This is a genomic window from Bacillus sp. FSL W7-1346, assembly GCF_038593335.1.
Classification (GTDB): Bacteria; Bacillota; Bacilli; order Bacillales; family Bacillaceae; genus Bacillus; species Bacillus altitudinis.
The window spans coordinates 2,858,276-2,877,989 of sequence record NZ_CP151988.1; the positions used below are offsets into that span (position 1 = coordinate 2,858,276).

Here is a 19,714-nt window from a genome sequence, read left to right on the forward strand (position 1 = left end):
TTATCTACTCAAGCAGTTGCCCATATGATTGCTTTAATAACGTCTTCTTTCTGGAATCCGTCAACAATAATACTTGCAGTTTCTTGATCAACGTGAAGCAATGATGCGTTCCCATTAGCGATTTGATTTAATGTTGAAGGATTCTCCACTAAATAACTAACCAATTCCTGAATTTTCATCTTCTCCATCTCCAATTAAAAAAAGTATCAGTTTTTTCTTTTTTGAAGCCTCTAAATGTAGTTTCTTGAATGCTTCTTTAAACTTATTTCTGAGAAGGTTTCTCATAATAAATACATATTGTTGAGCACCAGATTTTTTTAATTTATCCTTTAATTCTTCAGAGCCGGCACTCTTATCCTTTGATTGAAAATAACTGAGCAAGTCTGAACTAGATGGATTAAATTCATTTTTCAAGTAAACTAGCGGTAATGTTTGCATTCTTTTAAAGTCAATATTATCTTTATTAAAAAGACCTAGATAGTCATTTTCAAGCTGTTCCGCCATTCCTAGGTAATAAGCATATTCTTCTACCTTCTTTTCAAAAGAACCTGTTGCCAAAACAACACCTAACACACAAGGTAACACAAACAGTGACCCTGCTTTTAATTTCATGATATTTAAACAATCCTGCTCATTCTCTGGCTCCAGTGTCATATCTATATGCTGCCCTTGCATTGACTGAATGGAATAAGAATATACATTGTTTAAAAGCTTCGCTCCATGATCAAGCTTTGAAAACACATCAAAACTCAATGCAAAGAGAACATTCGCCGCATTAATCGCAATTCCGCTCTGACATTTCATCCAAGGATACGAATCATTATCCTGATCTTCAATATCATCTAATATATCGGCAGATAAGATGAGAAGTTCAATCCCTGCTGCCAGTTTTGTAATCGCTTGCTCGTCTTGTCCGCCAAATGCCTCATAATGTTGGTAAGCCAATTGTCCAAAAGGAAATTCATTCTTTATATCTGTAAATTCGAGAAGCAGCTTTTGTAAATCATTTTGCCTGACTGCATGTTGAATAAAATCAGACATTTTCTGCTTGATTTTTGTATTCTCTAGATAGTTTAGCATACTCGATCTTGATCCTCACCCTCTCGCCTCTTATTTTACTAAAAAGAAATAAGCAAATGTCCACTGACATCACTATTTAACAATTATATAATAATATATCCTTTTTTTGTATGTATTTGGATAAAAAAAAGACTTGATGGTTATCAAGTCTTTAAGAAATTTTCACATATTCATATTTGTCGTATTGATCAATGCTTTTGTTAATGTTATGAAGAGAAGCCGTTGTTTCTCTAATTTCGTTTTCAAGTTTCCATAATAGTTGTTTAAGTTCTTCGATTTCATACTTTTCCATCGATTCCACTCTCCTTTTTTGGAAGATCAATGTATTTGTGTATGTTGATTGGGTCATAAGTATTTGATCTGTTACTAACAGTGTAAATGCTATTGAGTATTTTTTCACCGAAAAGTATGCACAAAATGTGTGCGTGATACCGCAAAATTCAATAGGTCTTTTTTCATCATTTTCAGACTTTTCAAATGATACTTTTATCTCAATTTCAAAGGAAATATGTCATTTTTGCGACATGAACAGGCATCATTCGTCACAATTCTCACGATACAGAACATACGATCCCCTCTATTTCCTCGGTTTTTCATGTTATAGGTCAGACGACAGGCTCTACTGTAGACACCGCAATTTTTTGGCGACATTCACCGAAATTGACCGCAAAAGTACCTATTTTTATGATGAATATGCAAAGGTAGAAAGATCATTTTGATTCTTTATTCGGATTTTCTTCATACATTTAGAACAGATATCCGTCCAAATTCACTTCAATGAGAGAAGAGGTGACCATGTGTTTTACTATGTTCCTTATCCGCCTTTGCAGGTTCCCGCAATGGGGAACGCATACCCGCGAACACCTATGACTTTTCCTCCAGTAGATGCTCATGCGTTTCAAAAGGCTGCAAAGGAATCAACCCGTCTCGTGGCTGATGCATCCCTCATTACACAGCAGATTTCCGGTTCGCTTTCGTTTGGACAGCGAATCATGGAAGCTGCTGAACGTGCTGACACCGCAAGTGTGATTCGAATGCTGAAGCAGATTGGGGTGAAAAGCAATATCGATATCCGCTTTAGTCCAGAAGGCATCCGCATCTACTTATCCCTCTCTTCCAGCAGGCTTTTTCTACTTTTACAGTGGGGATAACAAAGAAAAAGGCCGCTCTAGTGGGAGCGGCTTTTCTTAAGATTCAAACATTTTATGACACCATTCAATGGCTTCTATATAACAGCCGTAGGCTTCCTGCTTAGGGAGACTTCCACCTAACATCTCATCATCCCATTCATTTCGTTCAATACGTTTGGCAACGTCTAACACAAGGAAATAGTCATTTTCATAGCCAAGCAGTGCCTCACCTACTTCATCCGAAAGAGGCAGTTCTTTCACAAGTTCAGTAATGTCCGCCCTGACAAGCGTATCAATGAGTGAAAACATACCTGTTAGCATATAAGAAGCGGGATGCTCTCGTTCAGTCCGACTAGCAATGAGTTCACACGTTTTGGCACGAATGAACGACATTTTGATGATTTCCTTTTGGCTTGAGTTGGCTTGGACATTTAGTTCTTTAAATGAAAGGATAAAGATCCATCGCCGTATTTCATTAAACCCAAGCAGGATAATCGCCTGACGAATACTCTTGATTTGATAAAGACGTCTCATGCCGCCAGAATTCAGCATTTTTAATAATTGATATGAAAGAGAAAGATCACTTTCTATAAAATGCGTCACGGTCTGAATATTCGGCTGCTCCTTGCTCAGCTCATTCAATAGCTGATGGTATGCGTGGAAGCTAGTCGATAAGGCTCGTCCCGAAATGACGTGCGGCTCACTAAAGAAATATCCTTGAAACAAATGGAAGCCAGCTTCTAACGCTTCTTCATATTCTTTTCGCGTTTCTACCTTTTCAGCAAGGAATCGAAGTCGATACTTTTTATATGTATGTAAAATGTCTCTTCGTTCTTTACATGTTGTTTTCAGAAAATCAATTTTTAAAATATCAATGCAATAGAGGAGTTCATCGAGTAACTTGTCATGAAAATGTGTTCCGCTCAGAAAGAAATCATCGAGCGCAATCGTGTATCCCCACTTTTTTAATTGCTTACATCTCATAATAAGTGCCGGGGTAATCGGTACATTTTCTAATATTTCGATCACAAGCTGATGTGGATCAAAATAAGTGAGCAGATCAGACGAAAGCAAGCTTTCGGTGAAATTGATGTAGCATCGTTTTCCTTCTGTCAGTGTTTCGATGCCAATGTTTAAAAAACTATTGATAATGAGGTCCGTTGTCGCTTGATCACCATCTTCAGCGCTATATGTATTGGTTTCACTATCTCTATAAAGCAGCTCGTATGATACGACTTGTTCTTTTCTGTTAAAAATAGGCTGCCTTGCAACAAACACCCTCAACTGCTCCATTCCTCCTTTATGCAATGACAAACAAGATGTGCCTTCAGTATACCAAATGATTGCCCATAAGGTTCATTTTGAATCGTCCAACATGAAAAAAAAGAGACCATCTGGCTTGATGATCTCCTTTCCCGGGGTAATCAGCTTTCATAAAGCTCTTTTTTGATTTTATTTTTCACATCATGGATAAACTGCATCTTATTATCCCAGCATTTTTGACTCAAATCGACTGGGTATTCTTCTGGTTTGCTGATTCGTTTGTATTCCTCCCAGAAGAGTCCGAGACTGTCCTGCACATATGCTTGAATCGTTTGGATATCTGGATTATCATACACCAGCTTCCCTTGTTCAAAAATTGGGACATGAAGGTCCTTTGCCACAAAATTTGTCACAAATTTGCTGATAAATGTATGAACTGGATGGAACATTTTCAGCTTATCTTCACTTTGAACATCTTCTTCTTCAAGGGCAATGTAGTCTCCCTCAGAGTGATGATTCAATTGATTGATAATGCGATACACTCGTTTACGGCCTGGTGTTGTCACTTTCTCTGGGTTAGAAGAAATTTTGATCGTGTCATTCATCTGACCGTTTTCTTCAATCGATACAAGCTTATATACAGCACCAAGAGCTGGCTGATCGAATGCGGTAATCAGTTTCGTTCCAACACCCCATACATCAATTTTTGCACCTTGTGCTTTTAAGTTCATAATGGTGTGTTCATCAAGATCGCTTGATGCAATGACCTTGGCGTCATGGAATCCAGCTTCATCCAGCATCGTTCTCGCCTTTTTAGACAAGTAGGCAAGGTCTCCGCTATCAAGTCTGACCCCAATAAAGTTGATTTTGTCTCCGAATTCTTTCGCTACCTTAATCGCATTTGGAATGCCTGATCTGACCGTATCATATGTATCCACTAAAAAGACACAGTCCGTATGTGTTTCAGCATATTTTCTAAATGCAGTATATTCGTCGCGATATGCTTGTACAAGGGCATGGGCATGGGTGCCTGATACGGGAATATTGAAGCGTTTCCCTGCACGGACATTACTTGTTGCCTGAAATCCGCCGATCAGTGCTGCTCTTGCTCCCCACATCGCTGCATCCATTTCATGCGCACGTCTTGTTCCGAATTCTAATGCTGTCTCATCTTCAATGATTCCTTTAATACGAGCCGCCTTTGTTGCAATTAGCGTCTGGAAGTTCACGATGTTGAGCAGTGCCGTTTCAATTAGCTGCGCTTCAACAAGTGTTGCCTCGATGCGCATAATAGGTTCATTCGCAAAGACAATTTCTCCTTCTCGCATTGAATGAAGTGTCCCTGTAAAAGACAATCCGCTTAAGTATTCAATGAAATCGCTTTTATAACCGAGTTCATCTTTTAAATATGCAAGGTCGCTCTCGGTGAAGGAGAAGTCCGATAAATATTCAATCGCTTTCTCTAAACCAGCAAATACAGCGAAGCCGTTGTCAAATGGAAGCTTTCTAAAGAAGAGTTCGAAGACTGCCTTCTTCTCATGAATGCCGTCTCTCCAATACGTTTCTGCCATGTTAATTTGATAAAGATCTGTATGTAGTGATAAACTGTCGTCAATAAACCGATGCTCCAACTTCCATTCTCCTTCCCTTACTTAACCACTTTCGCACCAAGCGTATGCTCAAAGTGAGAAAGTGCCCACTCGTGCCCCGCTTCATTAAAACTCGCCACGGCATTCTCATGAATCACAAGTTCAAAGCCTTTATTGTACGCATCAACAGCTGTATGAAGTACACAAATATCGGTACACACTCCGGCTAGGTGAAGTTCAGTGATGCCACGCTCGCGTAGTTTCATTTCTAATTGAGTGCCTGCAAAAGCAGAGTATCTTGTTTTTTCCATATAATAGACATGATTTAAATGTGTTGACGTGTGAAATAGTGAACTTAGTTTTCCGTAAAGTTCAATTCCTTCTGTCCCGCGAATATTATGGGGCGGAAATAACTTTGTCTCTGGATGATATGGATCTTGCTCTTCATGATGATCGACGGCAAAAACAACAAAGTGTCCTTCATCAATAAATGAAGAAGTGATCTCTGTGATCTTCGACTCAATCGCCTGTCCAGGCTTTCCGCACGTCAGTTTTCCATCGTCTGCAACAAAATCAACTGTATAATCAATACAAATCAATGCTTTGCCCATCCGCATCTCTCCCATATGCTCTTTTGAATCATTATAGCTTATTCATTTCACTAGGGAAACCTATTCAACAGATTCACGAGAAAAAGCTTTTTGAAAAAGCTCATCTTCTATATAGATGTGCTCTTGATTGATCGCATGCGGCACCTCTATCACAAGACCAAAAGGTGAATGTGACTCGTGATGGTTGACCACTTTAAAAGAACAACCAGCGGCATTTGCCATTTTGACATATGGAGAATAAGAAGCATATGACAATTCACCATTTAAAAGAACAGTGGCCTCTCGGTTTGCCTTCAATACTTGCTCTACCTCTTGATACGATTTATGTCTCGATACTTGCCCTTTTGTCAGAGCGAGAAGAGCACGTTCTCTTAATGAGCCGAGAAACATTCTTCGTTCATCGGGTTTTGTTTCAGCATGTCCAAATATCCCTTGCTGCAAATAAAAGTCTACGGATTCTTCTTTCATTGCTGTGTTCACTCCTGGTTTCTGAATTTACATTTCTGTGACCCAGTGCACAATTTTTTGTGCAAGTTCACGGGCTTCGTCTATTTCTACTCTTTTGTTTAAAGATTGTTCTAGTGCTTGCTCAAGCTGCGTTTTTTCGTCTTCATACGCGATAGAAATACTCCATTCCATATCAGGTACAGCGACAAGCGTTTTATATTCTTTTTTATTTTCATGTAAATATACATTGTAGGTTGTTGGTTGCCCGCTTGTCAGATGCGCTTTTCTTATTTTCATTTGATGTGTTTTCCCCCCTTTTTCTTCTTCCTTCTTCTATCCATTGTACCATAAAAAAAGACAGCTTCTGAAAAGGAGACCCTTTCAAAGCTGGCTATGCGTTAAAGCTCTTTTGCTGGCTGATGAGGTTTGAATCCCACACAAATGTGACGTTCGGATTGTTGAAAAATTGAACAAAGTCTCCTGCATTATAGGTGCCTGAACCACCAGCGGAATGATCCACACTTTTTGGCGAAATGGCAAACACATCGCCGAAATGTGCAGAACCGTTTCCTATGACACGGTCAATATGAATGGGTCCAACAATTGCTGGCATCTTTCCACCACCTTTACTACCCTCATCATATGCCTAGCGGAACAATACGTGTCTATCCAACATAAAAAAGACAGCTGATATGTCCTATGATCAGCTGTCTTTTATGCATTAAATGATTGAGGCTGGCCAAACAGTGTAAAGTCCCAAAGCATGGTGGCATTCGGATCGCTTGTCAGGGACATATAATCACCTGAATTAAAAGCTCCCGCTCCACCGGTCGAGTGATCTACAGCCAAAGGGGCAATGGCGAGAACGTCACCAAAAGTAGCCGAGCCGTTTCCGCCTAAAGACTCAATATGGATGGGTCCAACAATCGCAGGCATCTTCCTTCTCCTCCCTATTCGCTTATGTGAGTTATGTTATGCAAAAAGGGAAAAGTTGTGCATCTGCCCTAAACGTTTAAATGCTGTTCTTTTCGAGAGCGCTGACGCAGCTGAACCAATCTGACAATATTGAGTGTGATGGCTTTCAGCAGCGCATAGACAGGAACAGCAAAAATCATGCCAAGGATTCCGCCAAAACTTCCTGCCCCAATTAATAGCAAGATAATTGTTAACGGATGTGTGTTGAGACGTTTTCCAATGATCAATGGAGAAATGACGTTTCCATCGATCTGCTGAACAACAAGAATGACAATAACAGTCACAACCGCTTTTCCAGGCGAATCAAGAAAAGCAATGAGCACAGCTGGTGCCGCACCAAGATATGGCCCAAGATATGGAATGACGTTTGTCACCGCAATAATGATGCCGAGAATGAGCGCATATTTCACACCAATTAATAAGTATCCGATAAAACAAGCAACTCCGACAAATAAACAAACAACGATTTGCCCTTGTATGTAAGCAGCAAGCGTATCGTTTAATTCTTTAAAAATCTTCAATCCTTCCTTACGGTAAGGCATTGGCAAAAATTGAACGAGCTTGTCCGGAAACTTATGCCCGTCTTTTAGCATGTAAAATAAAATGAATGGAACGGTAATGACAGCGAGAGCAATATTCGCAATCACGCCAAACACCGCCGACATACTGGAAGCAATATTTTCCGGTAAATCTTTTAATGTCGAAACGATCGACTGTTCAAACTTCGAAACAGACACATAATCTTGGTTCATCATCCACGTAAATGTTTTAGAATGCGAGAAATCGTTGATAAATTTCTGCATGTCCGTGACATACCCCGGGAAGCTTTTGACAAGTCCACCCACCTGCGTGACAATGACAGGTCCAGCAGCATTGACAACAAACGTGATAAGCCCGATGAATAGGAGATAAATAATCAGAATGGCGAGCGTCCTAGGTATCTTCTTCGACAAAAATCGTACAATCGGATTAAAGATGAAAAAGAGAATACCTGCCAGTAAAATAGGAACAAACAACGTTGAAGCAAATAAAATGATCGGCTGAAATAAAAACGAAACTTTTGTTGATACATACACAATCAGTAAAACCAGTAATATTTGGAATGTCCAAAAATGAACTTTAGATTTTAACAAAGATGCTCCTCCTGTTACGTATTGACCTTATTAAAAAACTACTATTCAACCCACCTTCTGTCAACTGCTTCTTGTTTTAGAACCATATTTTTTGAAAAAAAAAGAACAATTGGTATATCATGCACTTTTTCCAGATATACATTCTGTAAGCATTGAAAAAAGCAGACACCTGTGCGTCTGCTTGCTACACTCTTTCACTGTGATCAGGCATCACCGACACGATTTGCTGGATCCGCACATAAAACACTGATTTTGCCCCCGCCTCAATCACAATATGATCCGGCATCACTTCCTTCAACTTTCCACGTACTGTATCTTTCACTGTTTGAACAATCAATCTCATACCGACTACTTTCTGCAATGTTTGATAAACATATGGATCAACTAATGAAACAAGCTGTGGACTTCCTTGTTGTGCCATGCTACCTGCCCCTTTACTTGTGTATTTACCCACAGCGTATGCAATGACCCATGTGAGTGTCACTCAGCAAACCCACAACATTATTACCGTATTTTTACATTTCGTATTTTTTTACAATTTTTAGAAGTATAATAGATTGGTGCTGCCAACATCTTAAATTATTTGAAGAGGTGAATGATCTTGAAAAAATTAATCTGTATCGTTGCTGTCATGCTCTTACTATCCTCTGCAAGTTATGCGCACGCAGGCACAATTGGAGATGCACCTGGTACACCAGGGAAGTGGTTTAAAGGAGAAGAACCGGTACAAAAAGACCTGTCAAAACCCCCACTTGTTTTTGTTCATGGCATAAACAGTTCTTCCTCCACATGGTCTGATCGAAACGATATGGCAAAACAAGCTGTTCTGAACGGATACGAAAGCGCGTTCATAGATTTGTATCCAGATCAGGACATGAAAAAGAATGGGAAACTATTAGCAGAAAAGTTAAAAGAAATCTATGAATTTTTCGGCAGAAAACTGATCGTAATCGGTCATAGTAAAGGCGGAGTGGATACGCAGGCTGCCCTCGTGTATTACAACGCTCATCCATATGTAGAGAAAGTCATCACACTTGGCTCTCCACACTATGGGACGCCGCTTGCGGATTTAGCCTATAGCAAAGGCGGAAGCTGGCTTGCGCAAATCCTTGGACAAAAGAGCGACGCGCTCTATTCTCTGCAAACCGGGATGATGGCAGCTTTTCGAAGTGAAACCGACCAGCTGGAGACGTTCCCTCATAAGTATGTAACCTATTCTGGTTCAGATTGGGGAACCTTTGGCGGAGTGCTTTATTTAGGCGGCATGTATTTAAAAAGCTTTGGTGCAAACGATGGCGCTGTGACGGTCAGCAGCACAAAGCTAGCATATGCAAACAATATTTTAACAGGAAAATGGGATCACTTTTCGATCAAAAACGGCACAAGCATGTTCCCCGTATTTCAGGCACAGCTGCGTGCAAGTACCACAAGCGCTGAAAGTGAAGACGAACAAGAGCAAGAACCAGTCTCTTCGGAGCTAAATACAAACGTTTATGTGAAAGGTGGAGAAAGTGAAAAGGATAAAACAGAAGCGTTCTATGTAGAGGAAGGAACGAATGGCCTATCGATTCAGTGGTTAAATGAAAGACAGGAAGCCAATCCGGAAATCGTTGCGCCAAATGGAGATGTCTTAACCAATTTGACGACATCCGAATCATCATTCCCATATGAAGGCGCCTATTCACACCATGTGCAAATCAATAAACCCGTTCCAGGAAAATGGACGATTCGATCAAATTCAGGAAAAAAGGATCCTTATTTGCTACTTGTATCCTTTGATTCACCATTGAATGAAGAAATCAAAATCGCTGCAGCGAAATCAGGAGATGCATCGACACATTCGAGCAAGCTGATTAAACGATTAAGCAAAACTGTAGAGACCACTTATTTTAAAGATGCCGAGAAGGATCATCCACTGAAAACGAGCTCTTCATCTGCCGTTCAATTGAAAAAAGAAGGTGCTTATTCCGTCACGGTTCATTACACAGGTCTTACTGCGTCAGGGACGTCGGCATTTAACCGTACTGTGATCCGCACATTGTATGTGGATCAGCACGGAACGATTCATGGAGATATTCCATATTAAACAGAGCGTTTCATGGGCTGAAGCGCCTGCTGCACCTTCTCATCCAAATCAGCAATTTTTTTGAGCGCAAGTGATTCATCTATTTGTCTGTAATGATGGTGTCCACCAGGCTCTTCGTCCATTTCATCTGCTTTCTTCACAATTTGCTGGAGTGTGTCCTTATGCAGGTCGCCCTCTGGCAAATATGAATCTGTGTGAAGCAAAATCGCAAGGGCAATCTCTTTGGCTGCTTTTGGTTCCTCGCCGAGCCGTATGAGCAGTTTATGTGCCCGCTCTGCCCCTTTAATGGCATGAATATCATTTCGTCTATATGTCTCGTAATCCCATTCTCCGCCTGCTGTATACCATTCATAGTGGCCGATGTCATGCAAGAGTGCTGCTTTCACAGCAAGATCCGGGTTAATCCCCGCCTGCATCGCCAGTTTTAATGCGTGATAAGCACAAGCAATGGCGTGGGCTTTTCCTGAACGATTTAAATATTTTTGAGCGACTGGATGGGTGTAAACATCCATTAATGTAACCTTTCTCATGGAAACCCCTCCTTATCTATATTTTTAGCATCCTAACATATTCTGAAAAGAAACTCAAATGTTCTGTCATATTTCCGATGAGTCTCAAAATTAGCTTATGCTCGATAAGCTATCTTTGCTTGTACAATACGAAAAAAGCAGCCGTTATGACTGCTTTTTTTCATACTCACGGGCATCGTATACACAACCGCTAGCTGGGTCATCTGCTAGTAGGTCTAGTAAAATACCGGCCACTTCATCTGGGCTCTTTAGCGTACCTGTTTCATGTAATTGCTGAAACCGCTCAATTTGTTCAAAGTCCTGTTTGGAGGATTTCCGAATCTCTCCCTGCATATCCGTATCAATCGTACCGGGTGAAAAGGAAAACGTGGTGACAGGATATGCTTCGTCCTGCTGTTCCTCATGTAAAGTCCTCATAAACATATCAAGCCCTGCTTTTGAACTGCAATAGGCACTCCATCCTTTGTACGGGTTTTTAGCTGCCCCAGAAGAAAGATGCACGATGGTTTTCTTCCCCTCAAAGGATTGTGTCTCCCTCACAAACACATGGCTGAGCAAAACAGGGATGACAAGGTTCAGCGTATAATGCTGATGAAGCGTATCTTCTCCGCCTTGCCCTGCACGCTTGATAGGAGTGACCATTCCTGCATTATTGACAAGCAAGACGTCATCAGCGTCTGCGAGAGTTTGCGAGGACAAGATGCCCTGAAGCCACTTTGCAGCCGATTCCTCATCAGTGAGATCAACCTGTGAATGCGTGAGGTGTGGGTGGGATAGTGGCGACTCACTTCTTGCAGCGGTATACACGTTATCCCCACGTGAAAGTAGCTGTTTGACAAGTGCTAAACCAAATCCTTTTGATCCGCCTGTGACGATTGAAATTCGAATGACAATCTCCTCCCTTGATAACACTATTTTAAATAGTGAATCGGTATCACATCAAGCAATCTGCATAAAGAAAAGCCTGCCCTTTTCAAAAGGCAGGCTATTTCTTTTCCGTCTTCACATTCACTTTTGGAATCAGAATGATCATGACAATGATGCCACAGGCGATCAAGATGCCAAAAATGATTGGCAGAAGCGCCGATCTCTGCTTTTCATGATCATCGCCAGAAGGCGTTGATACAGCCGAATCGCTGAAAGAGATATTCATCTCTTTCATCATACGAGCTGGCGTTTTAGGCGGATTTTCTTTCAGATCACTAAAAATTTGTGGCGAAAGTTGACCACCAGAGGTCTTAGGCGGGTCAGCAAAGTGAATGTCCGTTTTGACTTTAGATGTTGTTTTGCTTTGTTCGTATTTCGTTTGATCCCTCAATATACTCGAATTAATATTGAGGTTCTTTTCTTGATATTCATTCGGCTTGACATTCGTATCCGTATCTTCACCTGTAGCAGCAAAAGCAGCAGGACTGAGGAGAAAAAGGGATATGACACCAAGTGCCATCCCTTTGACGAATAGATTAAGCCTCATGAGTGACATCACGTTCCTCTGTTTTGTCTTTCCATAGCTTCTTCACTAGTGGAATGACCATGAACAATATCGTTAAAATCAGTAGCCCTGTGATGCCCATACCGAAGTTGTCTCCATTTCCATATTGGATAGACAGATACACGTCTGTCACTGGATTTGTAAAATGGAAGTTTGGCATGACCAAATCAATTAACGGTGCAACAAAGAAGAATATAAGCGCCGTTGCTGCCATCCATCCGGCAATTGAACCGAAAAGGAAAGCTGTGCGAATAAAGGCAGAGCATGCCACTAGCAGCAAAATCGTAAAGATGGACCATTGAATGGCTTGGTCATCAGCTAGTTTGTAAATGTTGAGTCCAAACAGGCTGATCATGAGCCCGACTAACAGATTTAAAATACCAAACAGTGCACCTTTGACCAGCATTGGCGCTGACGCATAGTACGAGCTAAAAAAGCCAATCAACAAACTGCTGATCATGACAATAACCAAAATGACTACTGGCGGTACAGTCTGCGTTTTTTCTTCTGGCACATCGCCGCTAATTTTCAGCGGATTGGCTAAATGGTTATACACATAGTTGCTGTTGCCTTGATCGTCTAAAGTGTTGCCTAAAATACCCTTCAAATCTTGTTGAACAAGCTTCGTAGAATTGACATTCTTACTCCAGTTTTCGTTCAACGTATCTGCTTTTTCTTGAACGGTTGTGACACTTTCTTCAATATTATTCGTATAATCCGCCACCCCTTTTTGGCGGTCGGTTAACGAACTCATATTTTCAGAAAGACGAAGCACTTCCTGACCAATTGAATCCTGTGCACTCACAACAATCGAACTGCCCGCAAGGTCTGCCGTATACACCGCATCTCCTTGATCAGCCATTTGTTCAGCTACTGTGTCCGCACTTTCAGAAATGGCATTTAACTCCTGTTCCATGCTTGCCTGCTGAGTCGAAATGTATTCTGCGTAGCCATCTGAGAATTTTTGCATCTCATCAATAAAGGTAGACACATCATCATTTGACGTCAGCATTTGATTTTTGAGTGTATCCCAGTTTTCCGTTTCTTCTTTTTTGATGGCAAGGATGGACTGGATTTCATCTCCTTTTGTGTCTAGTAGAGATGAGTTGTTTGTTGGTTGATATAGATTCCCAAGCATCATCTCTAGCTGAGACAGTTGATTGGAGTATTCCATTAACTTTTTGGTGCTTGTTGAATTTGTTTTAAACTCTTGATCAAATATTTTCGTATTCACAGTGTTGCCAATCGGCGAGTTTACTCGTTTCAGCTCTTGCACTTTGTTTAAAATAGAGGATTCCTGATTTTTGATTTCATTCGGAATGACGTTATATCGATCTTGTAACCTTAGAATCATCTTTTCAAGCTTCTCTACTTTTTTCGTGAGGCTTTCAAGCTCCTTACTCATTTGACTTACTTTGTCTTTCAATTGGTCGTTATGAGCGGCCGCTTTTTCTTGAATCTTCTTTTTCACTTCTTCTAAACGATTAGACAGTGCTTTCAGGTCGTCTTTTGATTGATTCGTGCCGCTGTTATCTGGCTGAACAGCATCCTGGCCATTTTCACTCTCTTTATCATCTTCATTAGTAGGAGGTGCAGTCTGATCTTCTAATTGATCAGCTAGATCGTTCATTTCCGATGAAATTTGCGAGAGTTCATTTGTTTCATCATCTAAGTTAATGCCAATCTCTTCTGGGTTCTCGTTATCTTGATCTGATTGCCCGTCATCATCAGGATCAGCTGGCTGCTCGGGCGCGTTCATTAACTCTTGCCTTTTTGTCTCTAGCTTATTCTGCAAGGCGATGATCTTACTTTTATAGGCCTCTAAGTATTGACCTTCATAATTCTTCAATAGTTCTTCTTGAGACGCCTTCACAAGGTCCGTTAATCCCGACGATTGCTTAGGAATTACGTCTTCTCTTGCCCTTTGAACAGATTGAATTGCGCTGTCCGTTGTTTTAAGCTGACTTTGGACCCCATTGATATCGGTTTTGAGTCCGCCCATTTGATCGCTAAAGCTGCGGGCGTTTTGGTTTTGAATCTCCGCAAGCTGTTTGAGTCCTTGCTGGATTTGTTTTTTGCTTGTCGATTGCGCTTTGATCAAGAGATCCTTTTGTTTGTCTTGATACTGCTGATATTGATCGACTACTTTTACGAAATCCTTCAGCTGGCTTTTCGCTTCTTCTGTTGTACTTAAACCGTCTTTATACTGTTTTTGTGAGTCGGCCATCGCATTTTTTAGTTCTTCTATTTGTTTCTTCTGCTGCTGGACGGCATCAGATAGTTTGTTTGAATTTGGCTTATAGAAGTTGTACATCGTGTTTTGGAATTCGACCTCTTTACCAACAATATGCTCAAACTCTTCTCTGACATTGCCGATTTCCTGTGATACAAAACTCCAATATAAAGTCGACATTTGTTCATTCATTTTCTTTTGAGCATTTTCTAGCTCTCTTTGTACTTTTTCTTTATTCACTGCATTGAGCTGATCTTGGATTGAGAATTGGATAGATGCCTTCTCTGGATGATCCTTATCATAGCTCAGCACATTTTTAGAGAAGTCAGATGGAATATAGAGAACTGCATCGTACTTTCTATTTTTCAGGCCATTTTCTGCCGCACTTCGATTGACGACTGTCCATGTGTAATCTGGACGCTCTGATAATGCCGCCACCACATCCTGTCCAAAACGAGCGGTATTTTCACTTTCGCTCGCCCCCATATCTTCATTGACCACGGCAATGTTACGTGTGGCATTCTTTTTCTGTTTTGCCGGATCATCCCCAATGAGATGGAAAAATAGAACCGGCAAGACGAGAATCAGTATCATGGTCGACACGATTTTGATGGAGCTTTTTTGCTGCTCTGTCATTGAACACTCTTCCTTTCTACCGCACATAAAGGAACCTGGATTTTCTTCTCTTTCCCGTTTTCAACCAAATATCCGAATCCTGGCTGAATCTCTGGTTCTTGTCTTGCATACGGAAGCGGTATGATGTTTTGCTCTGATTTTTTCATCAGTAACATGGCATGACGAACTTGTTTGATTTCGTTTGTGAGTGCATCATAGCCTTTACTGAATTCGGTATGATTTCCTGACGCGATCAGGCTAAAGCCTAAGTGTGCATATGACTTCATGAAATCAGCCAATTGATCTTGAAGACGTGGATCGATTGTCTGCTGAAAACGCGTAATGCCATCAATCACAAGCACAATTTGAGAGAACGACAACTGATCAGTCTCTCCCCGGCGCACAGCTTCGACGTACATCTCTTCACGCACCTTGAATAAACGATCTATTTCCTCTGCCCATTCTGTGATATCATCCTTTGTTTCAAGGTAATCAATGTTCTCTTCTTTTGCATAATGAGAGAGCCCCCGATCAATCGAATCAAAGACGGCCAGCTTCTCAGGTTTTGCTACTAATAGCTGATCAAGCATTAGTTTGGTCACATTTGTTTTCCCTCGCTGCGTTTGACCGATGATGAGGCAGTGTTTATTCTTCTTCAAGTCAAAGTAAACAGGTGCAACAGATTCCTCATCTAGTCCGACTGGAATGTCATACGGCTGTTTTTGTTCTTCTAAGCGACTCTCTAGCTCCCAAATGGTCAGCTTATCAGGAAGCATTGGTACAGGTTTTGGTTTTTCAGCTGATTCAAAGCGAGCATCTAGAAGCTGGATCTCTTGTTTTAAATGCTCAAACAATTCGAGATCGTTCTCTCCTTCAACTGGCAGGAACATTTGTGCAAAGTAAAGCTCTTCTTTGTTGATAATGACTCGTCCTGGAACTGGCTCTAAGCTGAATTTCGGTCTGCCAATAATGGAGTATGCCTCTCCTTGATCCATTAAGTAATGGACAATCTTTGTTTTCAAGTTGTTCATAAGAGATTGACGGACTGCGTTGACACGAGTCGCTGTGATTAAGAAATAAATGCCTAACGATTGTCCATCACGGCTTAACTGAATAAATTCAGATTCGAGCTCATGCATTTCGTCTTTCACAATGTCAAAGTTGTCAATCACGATAAATATGAATGGAAGCTTTTTCTCATTCAACGCATTGTACATTTTGATATGACTCATTTCCTGCTGTCTAAATAAACGCTTGCGATATTCAACCTCTTCACGAAGACGCTTCATCGACTTTTGAATCTTTCTCATTTGATCCATTAAGAAATAATCAGCCGTATGCGGAAGTTTGGCAAGCGGTAGCAAGGTGCCGTTACCGAAGTCATAAATATATGCATGCCATTCTTCAGGTGAATATCTTTCTGCGAAGCTCATGAGCAGTGTTGTTGCAGCAAGTGATTTGCCGTAGCCGGATGAACCGAAGATGCCAATATTTCCATCCTCCATCATTTGATAAGAAAGTGGATGCTGGCTTTGCTGATCTGGCTCATCGACAAGAGCGAAATGGAAGACGTGCTCTTCACTTGATGCATAACGTGTTTTTGGAATACGCTCTTCAAGCGGTGGAAGCCATGGACTCGGAAGCTTTTCAATTCCAAGCTCCTGCTGCATACGTTCAATTTCATCCACAACAGCGGAAATTTCCGTCACTGTCTCTTTTTTCACAGCTGGCTCTGTACTTACCCCTGATAATGGGATCAGTCCAGTGTCCGTTACAATGGCGATGTCATCTTCTGATCCGTAGCCATCTTCCATATACGGTGCACCACTCCAAGCCGATTGGAATAATTCATAGATTTCATTGTTCCCCACTTGTAAATATCCACGACCTGTCACGGTAATCGACGCTGCATCACTATTTTTCAAAATTTCCTTACTGTCTGATGCATCTTGTACCTTTAATGCGACTTTAAAGCGGGAGTTACTCCAAATTTGATCATCAATGACCCCGCCGGGCTTTTGTGTCGCCAAAATGAGATGGACACCGAGACTCCGTCCAATCCGCGCGGCACTGACAAGCTCTCTAATAAAATCTGGCTCTTCACTTTTTAATTCAGCAAACTCATCAGAGATTAAGAACAAATGAGGCATCGCCTGTTCCGCCTTTTTCTCTTTATAGAGTTTCGTATAGTCATTGATATGATTCACATGATACTGATCAAACAAGCGCTGTCTTTTCTTCAGTTCACTTTTAATAGAGGCAAGCGCTCTTTCACTAAAGTTTTTGCTGCCTTCAATGTTTGTGATCGTACCAAGTAAGTGCGGAATATTTCGGAACGGCTGCGCCATTCCGCCCCCTTTGTAATCAATGAGCAGGAACGCCACTTCATGCGGGTGAAAGTGTACAGCCAAGGATAAAATATACGTCTGTAAAAACTCACTTTTTCCTGATCCCGTTGTTCCTGCTAATAGACCATGTGGGCCATGTGCTTTTTCATGCAGATTCAGATCGACAATATCGTTTTTTCCTTTATAACCGATAGGCACAGATAATGACTTTGCTGTTTCAGATGTCAGCCATTTTTCGCGAATGCCAATGTCATCTACCTGTTTGGCATGAAACAGATCAAGGAAGGAAACCGTTTCTGGAATCGAGTTGGTCATCCCGACTTGATGATCTAATGTTCTTAAGGTTCTGGCAAACAGCTCATTGTCCGCTCGCTCATGTGCATCCAGCTGAAATGGAATTCGTACGGCCTTCTTATGCTGAATGAGAATATCTCCTTCTTCTTCGTTAATGTAACGAACAAGCGTTGAAATATTTTCAGCCAAGCTTTCCTTTGTTTCTGCCGCAAAGATAATTGAGATGCCTAAATCCGTCCGGCTGCCTTCTAGGTATTCTAAAATCACGTGTTCCGCAATGAGTTCATGGTTTGTCACGATAAACACAAAGTGAGGCGTAAAGATTTTTTTCTCTTTTTCCTCTTCCAGATCACGCTCTCGTAAAATTTCATAAATAGAAGACAAAAGCTGATCACGTGTTTGTTCGTTGTATATAAACCCTTTCCCGTATGTATGAGGAAGTTGGAAGTGCGGCAGCCATTTCATCCATTCCCAGTTCTCATACTCCTGTTCATTAAAGATAAAAACAAATCTCAAATCATGATAGCTGTGCGAGAAAGCAAGCTGACCGACAAGCTGGTGAAGCTCATTTTTGACAATTGCCGGTTTTCCTATTAATCCGGTTGGACCGTCCGCAAGACCGAACGTAATCGGTACATCTTTTACCTCGCGATAGACGTTTTGCATATGCTGTGTTTGTTCCATTAAGTCATCGATGTCACGATTGGCCATATCGCCGCCGCTCGTCGATAATTCATAACTTGAAGGAACTGCACCTGTCCCTAGACGCAACTGTAAAAAATCATCACTGACAAGCGTCTTTTCCCAAATACGCCCGCTGATTTCTGACGTCAAATATTTCATTTGTTCAAAAGACGGATAATGATACGTTAAAATAAATTGTTGACGGTCATACAGCTCTTGCAGCTCTTTCCGCTTATTTTCTAAGTAAAGAGAGTAAACACGTTGCCGCTTCTCTTCTCGTCTTTTGCGCTGTGATTTCTCTTTAAAATATTGAACGGACGATGTAATTAACGTCATAATAAACATCGCCATCGACACGACAATAAAGATGCCGCGCGGCTGTACAAGGGCCACGATCCCCATGACAATCAGCATGACAAGCGGCGGGAGAACTACAAGCCAAAGTCCTCTGCCGTTATTTTCACTCTCCTGTGAAGGAAAGCTGAAAGACACCCGGTCATCTGGCAGATCGTAAATCAAACGCGGTGTTCGTCTGTATAAAGGATATTTTTGTTTCGTTTCGGTACTCGGCGGCCTTGTTTTTTCTAAACGTGTTTGAAATGGTTCAAATGCTGTTACTTGCAATAAATCATCATCTTTCAATGACAGCGTCAAAAAGTTCCAAAACAGCTCATCTCCAGCAAGAAGCTGCTGTGGACCGTGCAGCTGTTTCCCGTTCACATAGATCGTTTCATCTTGGGGAATGACATACCAAGTGCCTTCTATTTTTTCCAACGTGAAGGATTTGGCATCTTGAAACATTGAATGAGCTTGTTCTTTCCACACATCCGCTTCATCTATTTCTTCACTTGAAATAGTCACTTCGACTCTATTTCCTAGGTAATAAATGGTTTGATCATGATGTGAATCCATCAACATGAGTGTGAGTGAACCAACCTGATATGGTTCATGTGGAAGTAAGTGACCTTTCTTTTTTTCGCCCTGATAAAGAGAAAAGCCGTCATTCGTTTCATCTGGAGATAAACGAATCAATCCTTCATCAAACGAAAGGGAAGGAATCGTTACTGTATGCTCTATTTCAGGTCCAATCACAGCTTCCCGGTTGAACTGCTCATCTAAACGGACGGTTTGATAATCTTCCTCATAAAAAACCCATAGAAGACTCAAACGCTCCACCTCCTCATCGGACAGCACCAACTGTCAG

General features: G+C 41.2%; 19 protein-coding genes. 2 read left to right on the forward strand and 17 right to left on the reverse strand.

The genetic code is table 11. The annotated features are described in order from the left end of the window. Positions 1-8: 8 nt before the first annotated feature. The 3 genes from comX to degQ form a co-directional block, all read right to left on the reverse strand. Positions 9-179 carry a competence pheromone ComX gene (comX, locus tag NST09_RS14865; protein ID WP_017358941.1) on the reverse strand — a complete coding sequence of 57 codons (171 nt, stop codon included), beginning with the start codon at positions 177-179 and terminating at the stop codon, positions 9-11. Then, positions 157-1,080: a polyprenyl synthetase family protein gene (locus NST09_RS14870; RefSeq protein WP_017367962.1), complete on the reverse strand. Its 924-nt coding sequence runs from the start codon at positions 1,078-1,080 to the stop codon at positions 157-159. Before NST09_RS14870 ends, comX begins: the two co-directional genes overlap by 23 nt. A gap of 151 nt (positions 1,081-1,231) precedes the next feature. Continuing rightward, positions 1,232-1,372 (reverse strand): degradation enzyme regulation protein DegQ, encoded by a 141-nt coding sequence (gene degQ / locus NST09_RS14875; protein ID WP_003213123.1) that lies wholly within the window; start codon positions 1,370-1,372, stop codon positions 1,232-1,234. A gap of 505 nt (positions 1,373-1,877) precedes the next feature. On the opposite strand from degQ, the gene NST09_RS14880 reads away from it, so the two are divergent. Beyond that, the gene (locus NST09_RS14880; protein ID WP_019744042.1) at positions 1,878-2,231 is read left to right on the forward strand and encodes a hypothetical protein; all 354 of its coding nucleotides are present in this window, start codon (positions 1,878-1,880) and stop codon (positions 2,229-2,231) included. A 36-nt stretch (positions 2,232-2,267) separates the two neighbouring features. On the opposite strand, the gene NST09_RS14885 is transcribed toward NST09_RS14880, so the two are convergent. From NST09_RS14885 to NST09_RS14925, 9 genes are all read right to left on the reverse strand, one after another. Continuing rightward, positions 2,268-3,494 carry an HDOD domain-containing protein gene (locus NST09_RS14885; RefSeq protein ID WP_017358938.1) on the reverse strand — a complete coding sequence of 409 codons (1,227 nt, stop codon included), beginning with the start codon at positions 3,492-3,494 and terminating at the stop codon, positions 2,268-2,270. Positions 3,495-3,634: 140 nt separating this feature from the next. Continuing rightward, positions 3,635-5,104 carry a nicotinate phosphoribosyltransferase gene (locus NST09_RS14890; RefSeq protein ID WP_007500472.1) on the reverse strand — a complete coding sequence of 490 codons (1,470 nt, stop codon included), beginning with the start codon at positions 5,102-5,104 and terminating at the stop codon, positions 3,635-3,637. 17 nt (positions 5,105-5,121) lie between these two features. Beyond that, positions 5,122-5,673, reverse strand: coding sequence for an isochorismatase family cysteine hydrolase (locus NST09_RS14895; protein WP_008345872.1), 552 nt, complete (start codon positions 5,671-5,673; stop codon positions 5,122-5,124). 60 nt (positions 5,674-5,733) lie between these two features. Next, on the reverse strand, positions 5,734-6,141 hold the full coding sequence (locus NST09_RS14900; RefSeq protein WP_007500468.1) for a YueI family protein: 408 nt from the start codon (positions 6,139-6,141) through the stop codon (positions 5,734-5,736). 27 nt (positions 6,142-6,168) lie between these two features. Next, positions 6,169-6,417, reverse strand: a complete 249-nt coding sequence (locus tag NST09_RS14905; protein WP_008345876.1) for a YueH family protein — start codon at positions 6,415-6,417, stop codon at positions 6,169-6,171. A gap of 94 nt (positions 6,418-6,511) precedes the next feature. Continuing rightward, the gene (locus NST09_RS14910; protein WP_008345878.1) at positions 6,512-6,733 is read right to left on the reverse strand and encodes a spore germination protein; all 222 of its coding nucleotides are present in this window, start codon (positions 6,731-6,733) and stop codon (positions 6,512-6,514) included. Between the two features lie 101 nt (positions 6,734-6,834). Further along, entirely contained in the window at positions 6,835-7,056 is a 222-nt protein-coding gene (locus NST09_RS14915) for a spore germination protein (RefSeq protein WP_008345880.1), read from the reverse strand. Positions 7,057-7,124: 68 nt separating this feature from the next. Further along, entirely contained in the window at positions 7,125-8,228 is a 1,104-nt protein-coding gene (locus NST09_RS14920) for an AI-2E family transporter (protein ID WP_008345881.1), read from the reverse strand. A gap of 184 nt (positions 8,229-8,412) precedes the next feature. Then, entirely contained in the window at positions 8,413-8,649 is a 237-nt protein-coding gene (locus tag NST09_RS14925; protein WP_003213721.1) for a YuzF family protein, read from the reverse strand. A 180-nt stretch (positions 8,650-8,829) separates the two neighbouring features. Here NST09_RS14925 and NST09_RS14930 point away from each other — a divergent pair, with 180 nt between their 5' ends. Continuing rightward, complete coding sequence (locus NST09_RS14930) at positions 8,830-10,314, forward strand: alpha/beta hydrolase (RefSeq protein ID WP_216099121.1); 1,485 nt, start codon at positions 8,830-8,832, stop codon at positions 10,312-10,314. On the opposite strand, the gene NST09_RS14935 is transcribed toward NST09_RS14930, so the two are convergent. The 5 genes from NST09_RS14935 to essC all read right to left on the reverse strand — a co-directional run bounded on the left by NST09_RS14935 (position 10,311) and on the right by essC (position 19,677). Continuing rightward, on the reverse strand, positions 10,311-10,844 hold the full coding sequence (locus NST09_RS14935; RefSeq protein ID WP_216099122.1) for an HD domain-containing protein: 534 nt from the start codon (positions 10,842-10,844) through the stop codon (positions 10,311-10,313). The genes NST09_RS14930 and NST09_RS14935 overlap by 4 nt on opposite strands. Positions 10,845-10,988: 144 nt before the next feature. Next, positions 10,989-11,732: a (S)-benzoin forming benzil reductase gene (locus NST09_RS14940; RefSeq protein WP_342493555.1), complete on the reverse strand. Its 744-nt coding sequence runs from the start codon at positions 11,730-11,732 to the stop codon at positions 10,989-10,991. Positions 11,733-11,829: 97 nt separating this feature from the next. Next, complete coding sequence (essA, locus tag NST09_RS14945) at positions 11,830-12,327, reverse strand: type VII secretion protein EssA (protein WP_017367967.1); 498 nt, start codon at positions 12,325-12,327, stop codon at positions 11,830-11,832. Continuing rightward, positions 12,308-15,205 (reverse strand): type VII secretion protein EsaA, encoded by a 2,898-nt coding sequence (gene esaA, locus NST09_RS14950; RefSeq protein ID WP_008345891.1) that lies wholly within the window; start codon positions 15,203-15,205, stop codon positions 12,308-12,310. The genes essA and esaA overlap by 20 nt, the downstream gene beginning before the upstream one ends. Further along, positions 15,202-19,677: a type VII secretion protein EssC gene (essC, locus tag NST09_RS14955; RefSeq protein ID WP_342493078.1), complete on the reverse strand. Its 4,476-nt coding sequence runs from the start codon at positions 19,675-19,677 to the stop codon at positions 15,202-15,204. Before essC ends, esaA begins: the two co-directional genes overlap by 4 nt. Positions 19,678-19,714 lie beyond the last annotated feature (37 nt).

Excerpts from the sequence above, each read along its gene's own strand:
- comX (WP_017358941.1), bottom strand. The coding sequence starts at position 179 with ATGAAAATTCAGGAATTGGTTAGTTATTTAGTGGAGAATCCTTCAACA.
- NST09_RS14870 (WP_017367962.1), bottom strand. The coding sequence starts at position 1,080 with ATGCTAAACTATCTAGAGAATACAAAAATCAAGCAGAAAATGTCTGAT.
- degQ (WP_003213123.1), bottom strand. The coding sequence starts at position 1,372 with ATGGAAAAGTATGAAATCGAAGAACTTAAACAACTATTATGGAAACTT.
- NST09_RS14895 (WP_008345872.1), bottom strand. The coding sequence starts at position 5,673 with ATGGGCAAAGCATTGATTTGTATTGATTATACAGTTGATTTTGTTGCA.
- NST09_RS14900 (WP_007500468.1), bottom strand. The coding sequence starts at position 6,141 with ATGAAAGAAGAATCCGTAGACTTTTATTTGCAGCAAGGGATATTTGGA.
- NST09_RS14905 (WP_008345876.1), bottom strand. The coding sequence starts at position 6,417 with ATGAAAATAAGAAAAGCGCATCTGACAAGCGGGCAACCAACAACCTAC.
- NST09_RS14910 (WP_008345878.1), bottom strand. The coding sequence starts at position 6,733 with ATGCCAGCAATTGTTGGACCCATTCATATTGACCGTGTCATAGGAAAC.
- NST09_RS14915 (WP_008345880.1), bottom strand. The coding sequence starts at position 7,056 with ATGCCTGCGATTGTTGGACCCATCCATATTGAGTCTTTAGGCGGAAAC.
- NST09_RS14925 (WP_003213721.1), bottom strand. The coding sequence starts at position 8,649 with ATGGCACAACAAGGAAGTCCACAGCTTGTTTCATTAGTTGATCCATAT.
- NST09_RS14935 (WP_216099122.1), bottom strand. The coding sequence starts at position 10,844 with ATGAGAAAGGTTACATTAATGGATGTTTACACCCATCCAGTCGCTCAA.
- essA (WP_017367967.1), bottom strand. The coding sequence starts at position 12,327 with ATGTCACTCATGAGGCTTAATCTATTCGTCAAAGGGATGGCACTTGGT.
- esaA (WP_008345891.1), bottom strand. The coding sequence starts at position 15,205 with ATGACAGAGCAGCAAAAAAGCTCCATCAAAATCGTGTCGACCATGATA.